The sequence below is a fragment of the Andreprevotia sp. IGB-42 genome, from assembly GCF_009848685.1.
Classification (GTDB): Bacteria; Pseudomonadota; Gammaproteobacteria; order Burkholderiales; family Chitinibacteraceae; genus Andreprevotia.
In genome coordinates this window covers 1-13,485 of sequence record NZ_WXTX01000001.1, presented here as the reverse complement: position 1 = coordinate 13,485, position 13,485 = coordinate 1, and the positions used below count along the sequence as shown (strand labels likewise).

At 62.5% G+C, this 13,485-nt stretch carries 13 protein-coding genes; 5 read left to right on the top strand and 8 right to left on the bottom strand.

All coding sequences use genetic code 11. The features are described 5' to 3' along the window. Positions 1-97 precede the first annotated feature (97 nt). Positions 98-1,288, top strand: coding sequence for a bifunctional phosphopantothenoylcysteine decarboxylase/phosphopantothenate--cysteine ligase CoaBC (gene coaBC / locus IGB42_RS00065; RefSeq protein WP_159664816.1), 1,191 nt, complete (start codon positions 98-100; stop codon positions 1,286-1,288). Next, positions 1,285-1,734 carry a dUTP diphosphatase gene (dut, locus tag IGB42_RS00060; protein ID WP_159664813.1) on the top strand — a complete coding sequence of 150 codons (450 nt, stop codon included), beginning with the start codon at positions 1,285-1,287 and terminating at the stop codon, positions 1,732-1,734. The genes coaBC and dut overlap by 4 nt, the downstream gene beginning before the upstream one ends. Positions 1,735-1,809: 75 nt before the next feature. Here the strand turns inward: dut and IGB42_RS00055 are convergent, their stop codons facing one another. Continuing rightward, entirely contained in the window at positions 1,810-2,574 is a 765-nt protein-coding gene (locus IGB42_RS00055) for a CHAD domain-containing protein (protein WP_159664810.1), read from the bottom strand. A 2-nt stretch (positions 2,575-2,576) separates the two neighbouring features. Continuing rightward, positions 2,577-3,257: an HAD family phosphatase gene (locus tag IGB42_RS00050; protein WP_159664807.1), complete on the bottom strand. Its 681-nt coding sequence runs from the start codon at positions 3,255-3,257 to the stop codon at positions 2,577-2,579. Between the two features lie 9 nt (positions 3,258-3,266). Between IGB42_RS00050 and IGB42_RS00045 the strand changes: the two genes are divergently transcribed. Continuing rightward, positions 3,267-3,716: a YchJ family protein gene (locus IGB42_RS00045; protein WP_374705039.1), complete on the top strand. Its 450-nt coding sequence runs from the start codon at positions 3,267-3,269 to the stop codon at positions 3,714-3,716. A 16-nt stretch (positions 3,717-3,732) separates the two neighbouring features. On the opposite strand, the gene IGB42_RS00040 is transcribed toward IGB42_RS00045, so the two are convergent. The 5 genes from IGB42_RS00040 to IGB42_RS00020 form a co-directional block, all read right to left on the bottom strand. Beyond that, positions 3,733-5,961 (bottom strand): EAL domain-containing protein, encoded by a 2,229-nt coding sequence (locus IGB42_RS00040; RefSeq protein ID WP_159664804.1) that lies wholly within the window; start codon positions 5,959-5,961, stop codon positions 3,733-3,735. Next, on the bottom strand, positions 5,958-6,830 hold the full coding sequence (locus IGB42_RS00035; protein WP_159664801.1) for a sensor histidine kinase: 873 nt from the start codon (positions 6,828-6,830) through the stop codon (positions 5,958-5,960). Before IGB42_RS00035 ends, IGB42_RS00040 begins: the two co-directional genes overlap by 4 nt. Positions 6,831-6,939: 109 nt before the next feature. Then, positions 6,940-7,392: a recombination regulator RecX gene (recX, locus tag IGB42_RS00030; protein ID WP_159664798.1), complete on the bottom strand. Its 453-nt coding sequence runs from the start codon at positions 7,390-7,392 to the stop codon at positions 6,940-6,942. A gap of 199 nt (positions 7,393-7,591) precedes the next feature. Further along, entirely contained in the window at positions 7,592-8,650 is a 1,059-nt protein-coding gene (gene recA, locus IGB42_RS00025) for a recombinase RecA (protein ID WP_159664795.1), read from the bottom strand. 86 nt (positions 8,651-8,736) lie between these two features. After that, positions 8,737-10,596: an ATP-binding protein gene (locus IGB42_RS00020; RefSeq protein ID WP_159664791.1), complete on the bottom strand. Its 1,860-nt coding sequence runs from the start codon at positions 10,594-10,596 to the stop codon at positions 8,737-8,739. A gap of 194 nt (positions 10,597-10,790) precedes the next feature. On the opposite strand from IGB42_RS00020, the gene IGB42_RS00015 reads away from it, so the two are divergent. Together IGB42_RS00015 and IGB42_RS00010 are read left to right on the top strand one after the other, a co-directional pair. Beyond that, on the top strand, positions 10,791-12,047 hold the full coding sequence (locus IGB42_RS00015) for a D-amino acid dehydrogenase (protein WP_159664788.1): 1,257 nt from the start codon (positions 10,791-10,793) through the stop codon (positions 12,045-12,047). 115 nt (positions 12,048-12,162) lie between these two features. Then, a complete protein-coding gene (locus IGB42_RS00010; RefSeq protein ID WP_159664785.1) occupies positions 12,163-12,888 on the top strand; it encodes a peptidylprolyl isomerase in 726 nt (241 codons plus the stop codon). 118 nt (positions 12,889-13,006) lie between these two features. Here the strand turns inward: IGB42_RS00010 and IGB42_RS00005 are convergent. Then, positions 13,007-13,485 (bottom strand): TetR/AcrR family transcriptional regulator (locus tag IGB42_RS00005; RefSeq protein ID WP_159664782.1); only part of this gene is annotated, 479 nt, incomplete at its 5' end.

Below are 13,485 nucleotides of genomic sequence, written 5' to 3'. Positions count from 1 at the left end.
CTCTCGGGATGTTTAGCCCGGTTTACCGGGCATTGTTTTTGGCGCTGCAGCCGGCATCTATGGCACAGGGTCACACCGATATAAGCGATGGCAGGTCATGAAGCAAAGAAGGATCGTATTGGGCGTTACCGGCGGGGTGGCCGCGTACAAGTCGGCGGAGCTGGTGCGCCTGATGGTAAAGGCTGGCTGGCAGGTGGATGTGGTGCTGACTGAGGCGGGTGCACAGTTCGTCGGCCCGGCCACGTTCCAGGCGTTGTCGAACCGGCCGGTGTACAGCGCGCTGTGGTCGCCCAGCCTGTCGAACGGCATGGCGCATATCCAGCTCACGCGCGGTGCCGATGCCTTGCTGATTGCGCCTGCTACCGCAGACATCATTGCCAAGACCGCACTCGGCCTGACCGATGATTTGCTGTCCACGCTGATTTCCGCCCGTGATTGCCCGCTGCTGGTCGCGCCGGCCATGAACCGGCAGATGTGGGACAACCCACCCAACCAGCGCAACATCGCCCAGTTGCTGGCCGATGGCGTGCGCGTATTGGGCCCGGCCGCGGGCGAGCAGGCGTGCGGTGAGGTGGGGCAGGGCCGCATGCTGGAGCCGGAAGAGCTGCTGCAGCACCTGGAGGCCAGCTTCCAGCCCAAGCCGCTCTCTGGCCGCCGCGTACTGCTGACCGCAGGCCCCACCTTCGAGCGCATCGATGCGGTACGCGGCATCACCAATTCCAGTTCGGGCAAGATGGGCTTTGCGGTGGCGCGTGCCGCATGGGAAGCCGGCGCGGAGGTCACCATCATCGCCGGTGAAACCACGCAGGCCACACCGCCGGAGTGCCGTCGTATCGATGTGCAATCGGCACAGGAAATGCTCAATGCAGTGGAGGCCGAGGTGGATGACGCCGATATCTTCATCGCGGTGGCCGCGGTGGCAGACTACTACGTGCTCAACCCGTCCGAGCAGAAGATCAAGAAAGACGCGCACATCCTCACGCTGGAGCTGGCGCCCAACCCGGATATCCTGGCGCGCGTGGCCACGCGCCCGGCACCCCCATTCTGCGTGGGGTTTGCCGCGGAATCGGAAAACCTGCTCGAATACGCGGAAGCCAAGCGCAAGCGCAAGCACCTGCCACTGCTGGCCGCCAACCTGGTGCAAAGCGCCATGGGTGCGGACGATAACGAAATCATCCTGCTCGACGACAATGGCGAACACCGCCTGCCACGCGGCCCCAAGCTGGACGTGGCGCGCAAGATGGTCAGCCATATTGCCCAACTCTATTTCAAGGAAAAAACCGCATGACCCAGCTCGACGTCAAGATCCTCGACGAACGCCTCAGGGAAAACCTGCCAGCCTATGCCACACCGGGCGCTGCCGGCCTTGATCTGCGTGCGTGCCTGGATGCGCCGGTGGAGCTGGCGCCGGGCGCCACCACACTGGTGCCGACGGGGATTGCCATCCATCTGGACAACGCCGGCCTTGCCGCGATGATCCTGCCGCGCTCGGGCCTGGGTCACAAGCACGGTATCGTGCTGGGCAACCTGGTGGGGCTGATCGATTCGGATTACCAGGGGCAGATTTTTGTATCGGTCTGGAACCGTGGCAACACGCTGTTCACGATCCAGCCCATGGAGCGCATTGCGCAACTGGTGATCGTGCCGGTGGTGCAGGTGACGTTCAATCTGGTGGAATCGTTTGCCGAGAGCGAGCGTGGTGCAGGCGGTTTTGGCAGCACCGGCAAGCACTGATCCCGCCGCTGGCAGGCCGGATTGGCCTGCCAGGTATGGCTTCAATCGGAACGCCTGATTCCCTGCAGTCCGGTTTCAATCCAGCGCGTTGCGCAATTTGCGTTGCGTGCGCTTCACCTTTTGTTCCAGCTCCGGCAAGCGGCCGGCGTCCTGCGGCAGCACGATGCCGGCTTGTTGGCGCACGATCAGGTCATGCCAGTCGCCAATCGCGCCTTGTGTGGCCTTGAGTGGTGCCAGCTGTTTGCGTGTCGGCGCGGCAAGCCACGGGCCGGCGTATTCGATCAGGTAGCGCAAGCGCTTGATCTTGATCCGCAACGGATGCCACGCTTCGTGATCTGCCTCCTTGCCGTCCTTGCCGCCATCATGCAGTAATGTCCGCAATTCGTTTTCAGCACGTGCGGCACGGCGGCGCATGCGCTGCCGGATGCGTTTGCGGCGTGTGCTGTCGATGGACAGCGCCAGTTGCGCACGGCTGGCTGCATCCAGCACCGGCCAGGTAATGCTGGACAGGCCCGCTACCAGCGCACGGTAGGCGCCTTGTTGCCGCTGTTGCAACTGGCTGGTCATCGGGTGATCGGCAGGCAGCGTCTGCAGCATGACTTCGGTATCGCGTAGCGGGCTGGTGAGCTTGAACAGCTTGCGCCAGGCCATTTTCAGCGACTGGTGCAGCGGATCACGCTTTGCCAGCAAAAGCGGCAGCAGCGTGCGCAAGCCGCGCAGCGCCACGCGCAGATCGTGCAATGCTTCTTCATCCGGTGCGGCGCATAACCGCGCGCGCAGTTTGCCCATGCGCTCGAGCAGCATGTCGATTTCTGTCAGCAGCTGTTTTTTGCGTGCCATCTTCACTCCAGCCAGTTGGCAACAAGTTGCCGGGCTTCCACCAGCGACGGCAGCACCGTTATGCCAAGGGCCAGCGTTTCCTCGCTAGGCTGGCGCAGGTCCGGCACCATGATCACCTGACAACCCGCGCTGTAACCGGCGCGTACGCCGAAATTGGAATCCTCGAACACCACGCAGGCCTGCGGCGCCACACCATGCAGACCAGCGGCTTTCAGATAAATGTCCGGCGCCGGCTTGGGGTGGTCGATCTCGTCTCCGCACACCGCAAACGCAAAGTAAGGCCAGATGCCGGCGGCCTTCAGATGATGCTCGGCAATGCTGCGACGGGTGGAGGTGGCCACGCCGATCGGCAGGCCAGCAGTTTTCAGCCATTCCAGCAGTTCGATCAGGCCCGCCTTGTGCGGAATCGGTGCTTCGGTCAGTTGCAGGTAGCGCTCATGCGTGGCATCGCGCAGCAGGTTGACCGGGGCATCATCCCCCAACTGGCTTTTCAGCCAGGCCTCGACCTTGCTCGAATGCATGCCAACCATGCCCAGGATCACTTCCGGATCGATCTCCAGCCCCAAGCCTGCTGCTGCATCGTGCCAGGCGCGGCAGGCAATGCGCTCGGTATCGAGCATCAGGCCATCCATATCGAACAATGCGGCGCTTATCTGGACGGAGGTCTTGGTCACGGTGGTCATCGGCGTAAAATGGGGCGGAAAATCCCAGTTTACCAGCCCGAGCGCCCCGATCCGATGCCCAAAGTCAACAATCCCCCTGTGAATGCTTGCCCCTGCGGCAGCGGAAAAGCGCTGGCTGCCTGTTGCGGGGCGCTGCATGCAGGCATGCCCGCCACCACGCCGGAGGCGCTGATGCGTTCGCGTTACAGCGCTTACGTGCTGGGGCTGGAGGACTATTTGCTAACCAGTTGGCATGCCAGCAAACGGCCGGCAACGCTGGATCTGGCGACGGATACCCCCGGCAAATGGCTGGGCCTTGTCATCAAGGCCAGCCATGCGGAGGGTGATCGGGGCGAGGTGGAGTTCCTGGCGCGCTACAAGATGGGTGGCCGCGCGCACCGGCTGCATGAACGCAGCCGTTTCGTGCGCGAGGACGGGCGCTGGTATTACGTGGACGGTGAACTGTTCGAAGGCGGCTGATCAGGCCACCCGGCTTTCACACGCTGCGGTTGGTTTCCTGCAGCCACAACGTCAGCAGGTCTGCCGGGGCCGGCTTCGCATACATGTAGCCTTGTGCTTCATCACAGCCCAGCGAGCGCAGGATGGCCGCCTGTGCAGGAAACTCCACGCCTTCGGCCAGCACGCGTATGCCGAGCTTGTGGCCCAGGTTGATGACCATCTCGGCAATGCTGGTTTCGCCGCTGCCCATATCGCGGATGAACGCCCGGTCGATTTTCAGCCGGTCCGCTTTCAAGCGCTGCAGGTAAGCCAATGATGAAAAACCGGTGCCGAAGTCATCGATGGCCACCTGCACGCCCAGTTTCTTCAGCAGGTCGATCCGCGCAATCACGTCTTCCGGCTTGCGCATTGCCACGCTTTCGGTGATTTCCACCTCGATCAGCTCCGGCGGAATCTGGTAGCGGCGCAACGCATCGGCCAGCAAGTCGATCAGGCCGTCGTGATTGAACTGCACCATCGACACATTGATGGCCACGCGCAGCCCGCCCAGCCCCTCGTCGCGCCAGCGGGCAATCTGCCGGCACACGGTATCGAGCAGCCATTCACCCAGTTCGATGATCAGGCCCGATTGCTCGGCCAGCGGAATGAACTGGTCCGGGGGGATCAGGTGCCCACCCGGCAATGGCCAGCGCACCAGTGCCTCCACCGCGATCACCCGGCCGCTTTGCAGCTCGATCTGCGGTTGGTAGTACACGGTGAGCTGGTTGCTGGCGATGGCCTGCTCCAGGTCATTGAGTAGCGACAAACGCTGGCGCGATGCGCTGCTCATCGAGGGCGAGAACCACAGCAGCCCGCCACGCATGCCCTGCTTGGCCAGGTTGAGCGCAATGGTCACATCCTTGAGGCAACCCAGCCCGTCTTCCTCGGTATCGCCCAGCTTGGCGGCCGCAGCGGTGATCTGCACGCGCAGCTGGTGTGATGCCACGCTGAACGGGCGATCGAATGCGGCAATGATGGCATCGAGATCCAGATGGATGGCCCGCCCGGCAATGGCGAACATGTCCACATCCACGCGTGCCAGCAGCGTTTCACGCGGCAATAGCCCGCGTAGCCGCAAGGTGATGCTTTGCAATAGCTGATCGCCGATCAGGTGGCCCAGCGCATCGTTGATCTGCGAGAAATGATCGACATCGATCAGCACCACGCATTCGTCACCCATTGCGTGCAGCCGCATCTGGCCCAACTGGCTGACGAGCTGGGTGCGGTTGGGCACATGACACAAGGGGTCGATATACGCCAGGTCCTGCAGTTGCGAAAACAGCGCGATGTTTTCCAGGCCGATGGCGATATTGCTGCAGAACACCTCGATCAGCTGGCGCTCGATGTCATCGAGTGGCCGGCCGGTGTGCAGGTACACCACGGCCTCGTGATCGCGCTGGCGCGACAGGAACAGCACCGCGAATTCGCCGCTATACAGATTGCTGCGCGAGCGGATTGCATGCTCGATGGCGTTGACGAGCTCGGGCCGGGCGAGCGCGGACAGCGACAGCCCTTCCAGGCTCACGTAGCGGCCGGATGCGCTGGCTACCGTCCATGCATGCTGCGGGCGGCGGCTGGGGGTCCGGGCGTTGAATACACAGATCAGCCCGTCGCTGGGCAGACGCAACAGCTCGGCCAGGTTGGCGAGGATGCGGCTGGTGAATCCCTCCAGCGCGCGGCGCTCGAACAACTGCCCGGACGCCTCGACAATCAGTTCCAGCCCGCGTTTGCTGGTATTGATTGCATGCAACTGCTGGTACGAGCGGATGGCTGTGGTCAACGTGGTGAGCAGGCGGATTTGCGACAGGTCGGATTTGGTCTTGTAATCGTTGATGCCGTAATCGCGGATTACCTGGTATTCGGGTGCATAGCCGGGGTGACCGGTGCGCAGCACGATGCGCAGTTCCTGCAGGTTGAGCTGGTTGCGGATGGCGTCGGCCACCAGCAGCCCGTCGTTGTCGCCCTGCATCACCACATCGAGCAATACCACGGCGATATCGTGCTCTTGCGAGAGCATCTGCAATGCTTCATCGCCATTGTATGCATGCAGGAATTCCAGCTCGCGGCCCTGGATGATGCTGTCGCGCAACGCGAACGTGGTGGCGAGGTGCACATCCGGCTCATCGTCCACAATCAGGATGCGCCAGCGCGAAATCACCTCATGCGGTGGATCGGCATCGTCGGACAGGGCCAGCAGGTCAGGATCGAGCGGTTCGGGGCTGCTCATCGGCGTGCCTCTGGCTGTGGGGGCGCAACTTTCGGCAGGGTAATCTCGAAAAGCGTGCCGGTGCCAAGCGTGCTGCTCACAGTAATTTCGCCTCCCATCAGTTCTGTCACCAGGCTATGCACGATATGCAGGCCCAGCCCGCTACCGCCCATGCCCAGCTTGGTGGTGAAGAACGGTTCGAAAATGCGCGGCAGGCTGGCCTTGGCTATGCCAACGCCATCATCCTGTATCCGCAGTGTAACCGAGTCTGCGGCGGCGCTGCCGCTGATGCGGACAAGGCCGTTTTCCTTGCCGTCAAACGCGTGCAGCAAGGCATTGTTGATCAGGTTGCCGATGATCTGGCCCAGCGGGCCGGGGTAGCTGTCCATCTGTACGCCGGTCTGGATATCGAGCTGCAAGTGGTGAGTGGTCTTTTTCAGCCGTGGCTCCAGCAGCGCCGCATATTCCTCCAGCGTGGCCTTCAGGTCGAAGCTGCGCCGTTGCGCGCTGGCCTGATCGACGGCGGCCTGCTTGAAATGGCTGATCAGTTCATGCGCCAGCTGCAGGTTGCGTTCCAGCAGCGCGGTGGCTTCACGCGCATCCGCCAGGTAAGCGGCCAGCTGGGATTGCTTGAGCGTGCGGCTTTCGAACGCGGCAGCCACGGTGCGGGTCTTGTGCGAGAGCGTGGTAGATACCGTGACGCAATTGCCGATCGGCGTATTGAGCTCGTGCGAGAAGCCTGCCACCATGCTGCCGATCGATGCCAGTTTCTCCCGCTTGAGCAGTTCGCCCTGCAGGTTTTTCAGCGCGGCATGCACTGCCGCATCGACGCTGTCCGCTGCCGATGCGCCGGTGGAGGTGCCGGGTAACTCTGAATCCTGCTGCGTCATGGCCGGGTCTGCAAAGGCAATGCTTATTGATAGTGCTACCCGCAAGCATTCGCCAGCGTTGCAAGGGCAAGTAAGGGTTTCCCGGTACGGCGCTGCGGTAGATCAATCGCTAGTCGATCTCCGGTGCTTCGCCACCGACCACGCGATAGATGACGTCGAGGGAAAAACCGCGAGCGGCCAGATAGCGTAACTGTTTGCCGCGCTCATTGAGATCCTGCGGCGGATGCGGGTATCTTTTTTGCCACACTGCGCGCGCGCGCGCCAGTTCATTGTCGCCGGCTTCGCCCAGCGCCTCGGCAATCAGCTCATCGGCAACGCCTTTCTGGCGCAGCTCTGCCCGCAGGCGGCTGGCGCCAAAGCGGCTGGCGCGGCTGCTTACCCATTGCTCGGCAAAGCGCCGGTCCGACAGCCAGCCACGCGCTTCGAAATCATCCAGCAGTGCATCCAGCCCCTCCAGCGCCGCTTCATCTTCCGCGCGTGCAGCCAGCTTCTGCCGCAGTTCGCTGCGGCTGTATTCACGGCGGTTCAGAAATTGCAGGCCTTTGCTGCGTAACGGCGACATGCGCTGATCCTTCAAATGGTCGGGATTGACCGGTTTGCGTGCGGCTATCGGCATTGCTGCCTGCGGGCAGGTGCCAGCAGCGGCCATCAATGCGCTTGCACCCGGCATGCAGATGGCAGGCAAGCGGGGAGGGGAAACCGATGCACGCCATCAAACGAAAACTGGCCGCATCAGCGGCCAGTATGGGTATTGCGCAGGCTTATTCGGCCAGTGCTTCGTCGTCTTCCTCGGCCAGGGCTGCGCTCGAATCGAGCGGCACGCTGGAAATGCCTACCTTGGCGCGGATCTTGGCTTCGATCTCGCTCGCCACTTCCGGATTATCCTTCAGGTAAATGCGCGAGTTTTCCAGGCCCTGGCCGATCTTGTTGCCGTTGTAGCTGTACCAGGCGCCAGATTTTTCGACAATCTTGTGCACCACGCCATGTTCGATCAGCTCGCCTTCGCGCGAAATGCCTTCGCCATACAGGATGTCGAAGTTCACCACGCGGAACGGCGGGGCAACCTTGTTCTTGGCAACCTTCACCTTGGTCACGTTACCGATGATCTCGTCGCCTTTCTTCACCGCGCCGATGCGGCGGATGTCGAGGCGCACCGAGGCGTAGAACTTGAGCGCGTTGCCACCGGTGGTGGTTTCCGGGCTCTGGCCGGGCATCATCTGGCCGATCTTCATGCGTAGCTGATTGATGAAGATCACCAGCGTGTTGGTCCGCTTGATGTTGCCGGTGAGCTTGCGTAGCGCCTGGCTCATCAGCCGCGCTTGCAGGCCGGGCAACTGGTCGCCCATTTCACCTTCGATTTCAGCACGCGGGGTCAGCGCGGCAACCGAGTCGATCACGATGATGTCCACACCGCCGGAACGCACCAGCATGTCGCAGATTTCCAGGCCCTGTTCGCCGGTATCGGGCTGCGAGATCAGCATGTCGCCCACGTTCACACCCAGCTTCTGGGCGTAGATCGGGTCCAGCGCGTTTTCCGCATCGATATACGCGGCCACGCCGCCCAGCTTCTGGATCTGTGCCACCACGTGCAGACACAGCGTGGTTTTACCCGAGGATTCCGGGCCATAGATTTCCACCACACGGCCACGCGGCAAACCGCCCACACCCAGGCCCAGATCGAGGCCGAGCGAACCAGTGGAAACGACCTGCAGGTCGTTTTCGATCTGGTTCTCGCCCATCTTCATGATGGCGCCCTTGCCGAATTGGCGTTCGATCTGTGCAAGTGCTGCAGCCAGCGCTTTGCTCTTGTTGTCGTCCATGGCGTGTTCCGTATGGGTAGTTCGAGAAGTTACGGCGATTATAGAACAATCGTTCTGTTTGGCAAGTGCTTTTTGAACCGGCCCGCTCAGCCAATCAGCTGGTTGGCCGGCGGCTGCAATACCGCCGCGGCCGGCAGCGTGAAGTAGAACGTAGCGCCCTCACCCGGCGTGCTCTTGGCCCAGATGCGGCCATCGTGGCGATTGACCACGCGCTGCACCAGCGCCAGGCCGATGCCGTTGCCGCTGTAGTCGCTGTGCAGGCGCTGGAACGGGTTGAACAGCTTGCCGGCCTGCGCCATGTCGAAGCCGATGCCGTTATCGCTGACGTAATACACGCTCTGGCCGTGCACGTGGGTGACGCCCACATCGATGCGCGGGTGATCCTGGCGCACGGTGAACTTCCACGCGTTATCCAGCAGGTTGTGCAACGCGATGCGGATCAGCTTGGGGTCCGCATCCACCACCAGCGCGGGTGCGATCGACAGCTCGATCTGCCGGTCCGGCTGCAGCAGCTGGAATTCCTCGATGATCTCGCGCGATATTTCCGAAAGATCGATGCTCTGGCGCCGCACGTCGCTGCGGTTGAGCTTGGCCAACGACAGCAGGTCGTCGATCAGCGTGGTCATCGCCTGCGCCGCGCCGCGGATGCGCGACAGATAGTTGCGCGCGCTGGTATCGAGTTTGTCGCTGTAATCCTCGCGCAGCACCTGCGAGTAACCGTCTATGGTGCGCAATGGCCCGCGCAGGTCCTGCGAGATCGAATGCGAGAAGGTGTCGAGCTCGTGGTTGGCGGTGGCCAGGGCGCGCGTGCGTGCTTCCACGGTTTCTTCCAGGTGGTGCCGGTATTGTTCCAGTTCCAGTTCGGCCTGCTTGCGCGCAGTGATGTCGATCATGAAGCCCTGCAACTGGCGCAGCGCGCCTTCGCCCCGACTGGCGGCCATCAGCAACACCCATACGGTGCGGCCGTCCTTGGCAAGGAAGCGGCATTCGAATTCCAGCTCCTGGTTCATCGATTGCTCGCTGAACAACTGGTAGGCCAGATGGCGGTCATCCGGATGCAGATAGTTGGAGAGGAACGCTTCGTGGTACCACAGCGTCAGCGGGTAGCCCAGCAGGCGTTCCGCTTGCGAGCCGATATAGGTAAAGCGCCACTCGCTGGCGTTGGCATCCCACGGGATCACCTGTGTAGATTCCACCAGTCGCTGGTAGCGATCCTGGCTGACGCGCAGCGCGGATTCGATCTGCCGGCGGCTGAGGATGTCCGCCTCCAGCTGCAGGTTTTTCTGCTCCAGCGTTTCCACCATGGCGTGCAACGATTGCCGTGTGGTTTCCAGGTTGTGGCCCAGTTGGCCGATTTCGTCGTTGCGGTGCCAGACGAAGGGTTCATCCAGCTGGCGGTTGGCCAGCTTGAGCGACTGGCGCGACAGCTCGGCCATCGGCTTGACCACGCGCGAGTTCAGCAGGAACAGGATCAGCCCCAGGCTGATCACCACCTGCAGGATCACCGCGCCCACGTACAGGTGCTGTTCCTGTTCGATGGCGGCAATTTCCTTGCCATCATCGAGCTCCACCGTCACCGTGCCGATATTGTTGCCCTGCTTGCTGACCACGCGGGTGAGCGTATGCACATGGCCGGTGCGGCGTTCGGGCTTGCTGGCGGACAGGAACACGCCCAGCGTGGTGTCGTTGATGGTGGCGCGGATGATGCGCTCGTCGCTCATCACCGAATCGAGCAGTGGCCGGCCGGCATCGGGCGACAGGTTCCACAGCGGTTCCTGCATGCCCAGCACCAGGATATCGGCAATGCGTTGGTGATCCCGGACGTTTTGCGCGCGGCTCTGCTCCAGCTGACTGGTCAGCAGTACCAGACTGTTGATCGCAGCCGGCAACAACAGGCCAATCAGGATGGCAATGATGAGGGCTGCGCGAAGCGATAAGTTCTTCATTGGACGTCAGTCTGGCTTGAGCCGGTCGCGCTAGTCTAGTTCAAGTTGCATGGCAGCTACACCCTGTGCGTGATGCGCGTTGCAATGGCGCGCATCTGCTGGTGTATCGGCAAGCACGTTGATGGGCAGATTTGCAGCGGATTTTGCCCATATTGCAGCCCGGGCCGGCATAATCCGCCCTCGGGAGAGTCTGTATGCGGCTTATCGTTCTGGGCGCCGGCGTGATCGGCGTCACTTCGGCGTGGTTCCTCAGCCTGGCCGGCCATGATGTGACGGTGATCGAGCGCGCGCCCGAGGCCGCACGGGAAACCAGTTTTGCCAACGGGGGGCAGATTTCGGTCTGCCACGCAGAGCCGTGGGCCAACCCCAAGGCACCGTGGAAAATCTTGCAATGGCTCGGCGAGGAAGACGCGCCGCTGCTGTTCCGCCTGCGTGCCGATCCGGCGTTGTGGCGCTGGGGCTGGCGCTTCCTGCGTGAATGCACCGCCGCGCGCGCGCAGGCCAACCTGCAGCACTTGGTGCGGCTGGGGTTGTACAGCCGCAGCCAGCTGCAACTGCTGCGTGCAGAAACCGGTATCCATTACGACGAGCGCAGTGAAGGCATACTGCATTTTTACACCAGCGAGGCGGAATTTGCCGCAGCCATTCCGGCCGCCGCGCTGATGCGCGATACCGGGCTGGACCGGCAGATCAGGACTGCCGCGGAATGCCTGGCCATCGAGCCCGCGCTGGCCGGCTCGCGCCAGCGCATCGTCGGTGGCACCTATACGCCTTCCGATGAATCCGGCGATGCACGCCGTTTCACCAACGAGCTGGTGCGCCTGTGCGAAGCGCGCGGCGTGCGCTTTCGCTACGACTGTACGATAGACGGCTTTGCCGCTGCAGGTGGCCAGATCGAGGCAGTGCAGGTCAGAAGCGGGCAGGGCAGCGAGCGCCTGCCGGCCGATGCCTTCCTGGTGTGCCTGGGCAGCTATAGCGCGCAGCACCTGTGTGCACTGGGCATCCGGCTGGACCTGTACCCGGCCAAAGGTTACTCGGCCACCATCCCGCTGGCTGCAGGGGATGTCGCGCCCACGGTCAGCCTGACCGATGACGGATACAAGCTGGTGTTCTCGCGGCTGGGGGAGCGCTTGCGCGTCGCGGGCATGGCGGAATTCAATGGCTACAACCTCGAGCTGAACCCGGTGCGCTGCAATGCGCTGATCCAGCGCACGCGCACGCTGTTTCCACAGATAGAAGGGTATGCGCAGGCCGAGTTCTGGACCGGCTTGCGCCCGGCCACGCCCGGCAACCTGCCTTATATCGGCCGTACCCGTTATCCCAACCTGTACCTGAACACCGGCCACGGCACGCTGGGCTGGACGGAAAGCTGCGGATCGGGCCACGCGATTGCCGACCTGATCTCCGGCAAAACCCCCGAGGTTGAATTTCCGTTCATCGACGGCATCTAGTTTGTCTGCCGGTGATGTGCTGATCTGGTCTGCAGATCGGTACAATGCGCCGTTTGCCGCGTTCCACGCGGCGTTTTCATGTCGGGTGCTTGCCCGCAAACAGGAGTATCCAAGCATGACCATCACCGTCAATGGCGTCGAAATCAGCGATGCCCGTATCGATGCCGAATTGCCGCATTTCGAGGGCACGCCATCGCCGCGCGACGCAGCAACCCAGCAACTGATCCTGCACGAGCTGCTGCTGCAAACCGCTGCCGCACAGGGCATTACCGGTGAAACCGAGGATGAAAAAATCGGTAACCTGCTTGAATCCGCGATCAATGTCGCCCCGGCCGACGAAGCCGCCTGCCGTGCGTTCTACGAACAGAACCCGCAAAGCTTCGTGCGTGGCGAGCAAGTGGAAGCCAGCCACATCCTGTTCTCGGCCGATGATGGCGTACCGGCCAGCCTGGTGCGTGCCAAGGCCGAAGGCATCCTGAACGAACTGAAGGCGGAGCCGTACAAGTTTGAAGCCTATGCGCGCGAACACTCCACTTGCCCGTCCGGCAAGCAGGGTGGCAGCCTGGGCCAGTTTGGCCGCGGCCAGATGGTGCCGGAATTCGATGCCGCAGCGTTCGCGCTGGGCGAGGGTGAGTTGAGCCCGGAACTGGTGGAAACGCAGTTCGGCTTCCACATCATCAAGGCTGGCAAGAAAACCGCCGGTGAAAGCGTGGCATTCGATCAGGTGCAGGAACGCCTGCAGCAGTACCTGACCGAACTCGCCAGCCGCCAGGCAATGAACGACTATCTGGGCGGCCTGGTCAAGGGCGCCAAGATCGAAGGTTACCAGCTGGAAGCGTGATGGCCGCGCCGCTTTGCCGCGGCACGCTGCACACAACAAACCCCGCTACGGCGGGGTTTCTGTTTGTGGATTGCTCAGCATGTCAGCATGCGACGGGGGCCTGCAGCCAACCCGCGCTTCAGTCTGCCGGTTGCCTGGCCTGCGCAATCAGCGCATCCACCACGGCGGGCAACGCGGCCAGCAGTGGTGCGGGGGTTGCATAGGTCTGGCTGGCCGCATAGGCGCCCTCGATCAACACGGCCAGCGCATGCGCAAGCTGCAATGGATCACGTGCGCCGGCAGCCGCCGACAGTTCAAGCAGCCGTTGCAGCAACTGCTGTTTGTTCTGCGCGACAAACTGCCGGGCAAAGTGCTCGCGGTCGGCAAATTCGACCGCGATGTTCACAAACGGGCAACCCCGGTAAGTGGGCTGACCGGCGCGTTCGGCCAGATCGGCAAAAAACCGGTGCAATGCAGCGGCGGCATCGGTAGGGTGCTGGCTGATGCTGCGCTCGAAGTATGCCCAGAATTTTTCCTCGCGCCGCAGCAGGTACTGGCGCAGCAGCTCATCCTTGGAGCTGAATTGCCGGTACAGGCTCATCTTGTTGATGCCGGCTT

Excerpts from the sequence above, each read along its gene's own strand:
- IGB42_RS00010 (WP_159664785.1), top strand. The coding sequence starts at position 12,163 with ATGACCATCACCGTCAATGGCGTCGAAATCAGCGATGCCCGTATCGAT.
- dut (WP_159664813.1), top strand. The coding sequence starts at position 1,285 with ATGACCCAGCTCGACGTCAAGATCCTCGACGAACGCCTCAGGGAAAAC.
- recX (WP_159664798.1), bottom strand. The coding sequence starts at position 7,392 with ATGTCGCCGTTACGCAGCAAAGGCCTGCAATTTCTGAACCGCCGTGAA.
- IGB42_RS00015 (WP_159664788.1), top strand. The coding sequence starts at position 10,791 with ATGCGGCTTATCGTTCTGGGCGCCGGCGTGATCGGCGTCACTTCGGCG.
- recA (WP_159664795.1), bottom strand. The coding sequence starts at position 8,650 with ATGGACGACAACAAGAGCAAAGCGCTGGCTGCAGCACTTGCACAGATC.
- coaBC (WP_159664816.1), top strand. The coding sequence starts at position 98 with ATGAAGCAAAGAAGGATCGTATTGGGCGTTACCGGCGGGGTGGCCGCG.
- IGB42_RS00050 (WP_159664807.1), bottom strand. The coding sequence starts at position 3,257 with ATGACCACCGTGACCAAGACCTCCGTCCAGATAAGCGCCGCATTGTTC.
- IGB42_RS00020 (WP_159664791.1), bottom strand. The coding sequence starts at position 10,596 with ATGAAGAACTTATCGCTTCGCGCAGCCCTCATCATTGCCATCCTGATT.
- IGB42_RS00055 (WP_159664810.1), bottom strand. The coding sequence starts at position 2,574 with ATGGCACGCAAAAAACAGCTGCTGACAGAAATCGACATGCTGCTCGAG.
- IGB42_RS00035 (WP_159664801.1), bottom strand. The coding sequence starts at position 6,830 with ATGACGCAGCAGGATTCAGAGTTACCCGGCACCTCCACCGGCGCATCG.
- IGB42_RS00045 (WP_374705039.1), top strand. The coding sequence starts at position 3,267 with ATGGGGCGGAAAATCCCAGTTTACCAGCCCGAGCGCCCCGATCCGATG.
- IGB42_RS00040 (WP_159664804.1), bottom strand. The coding sequence starts at position 5,961 with ATGAGCAGCCCCGAACCGCTCGATCCTGACCTGCTGGCCCTGTCCGAC.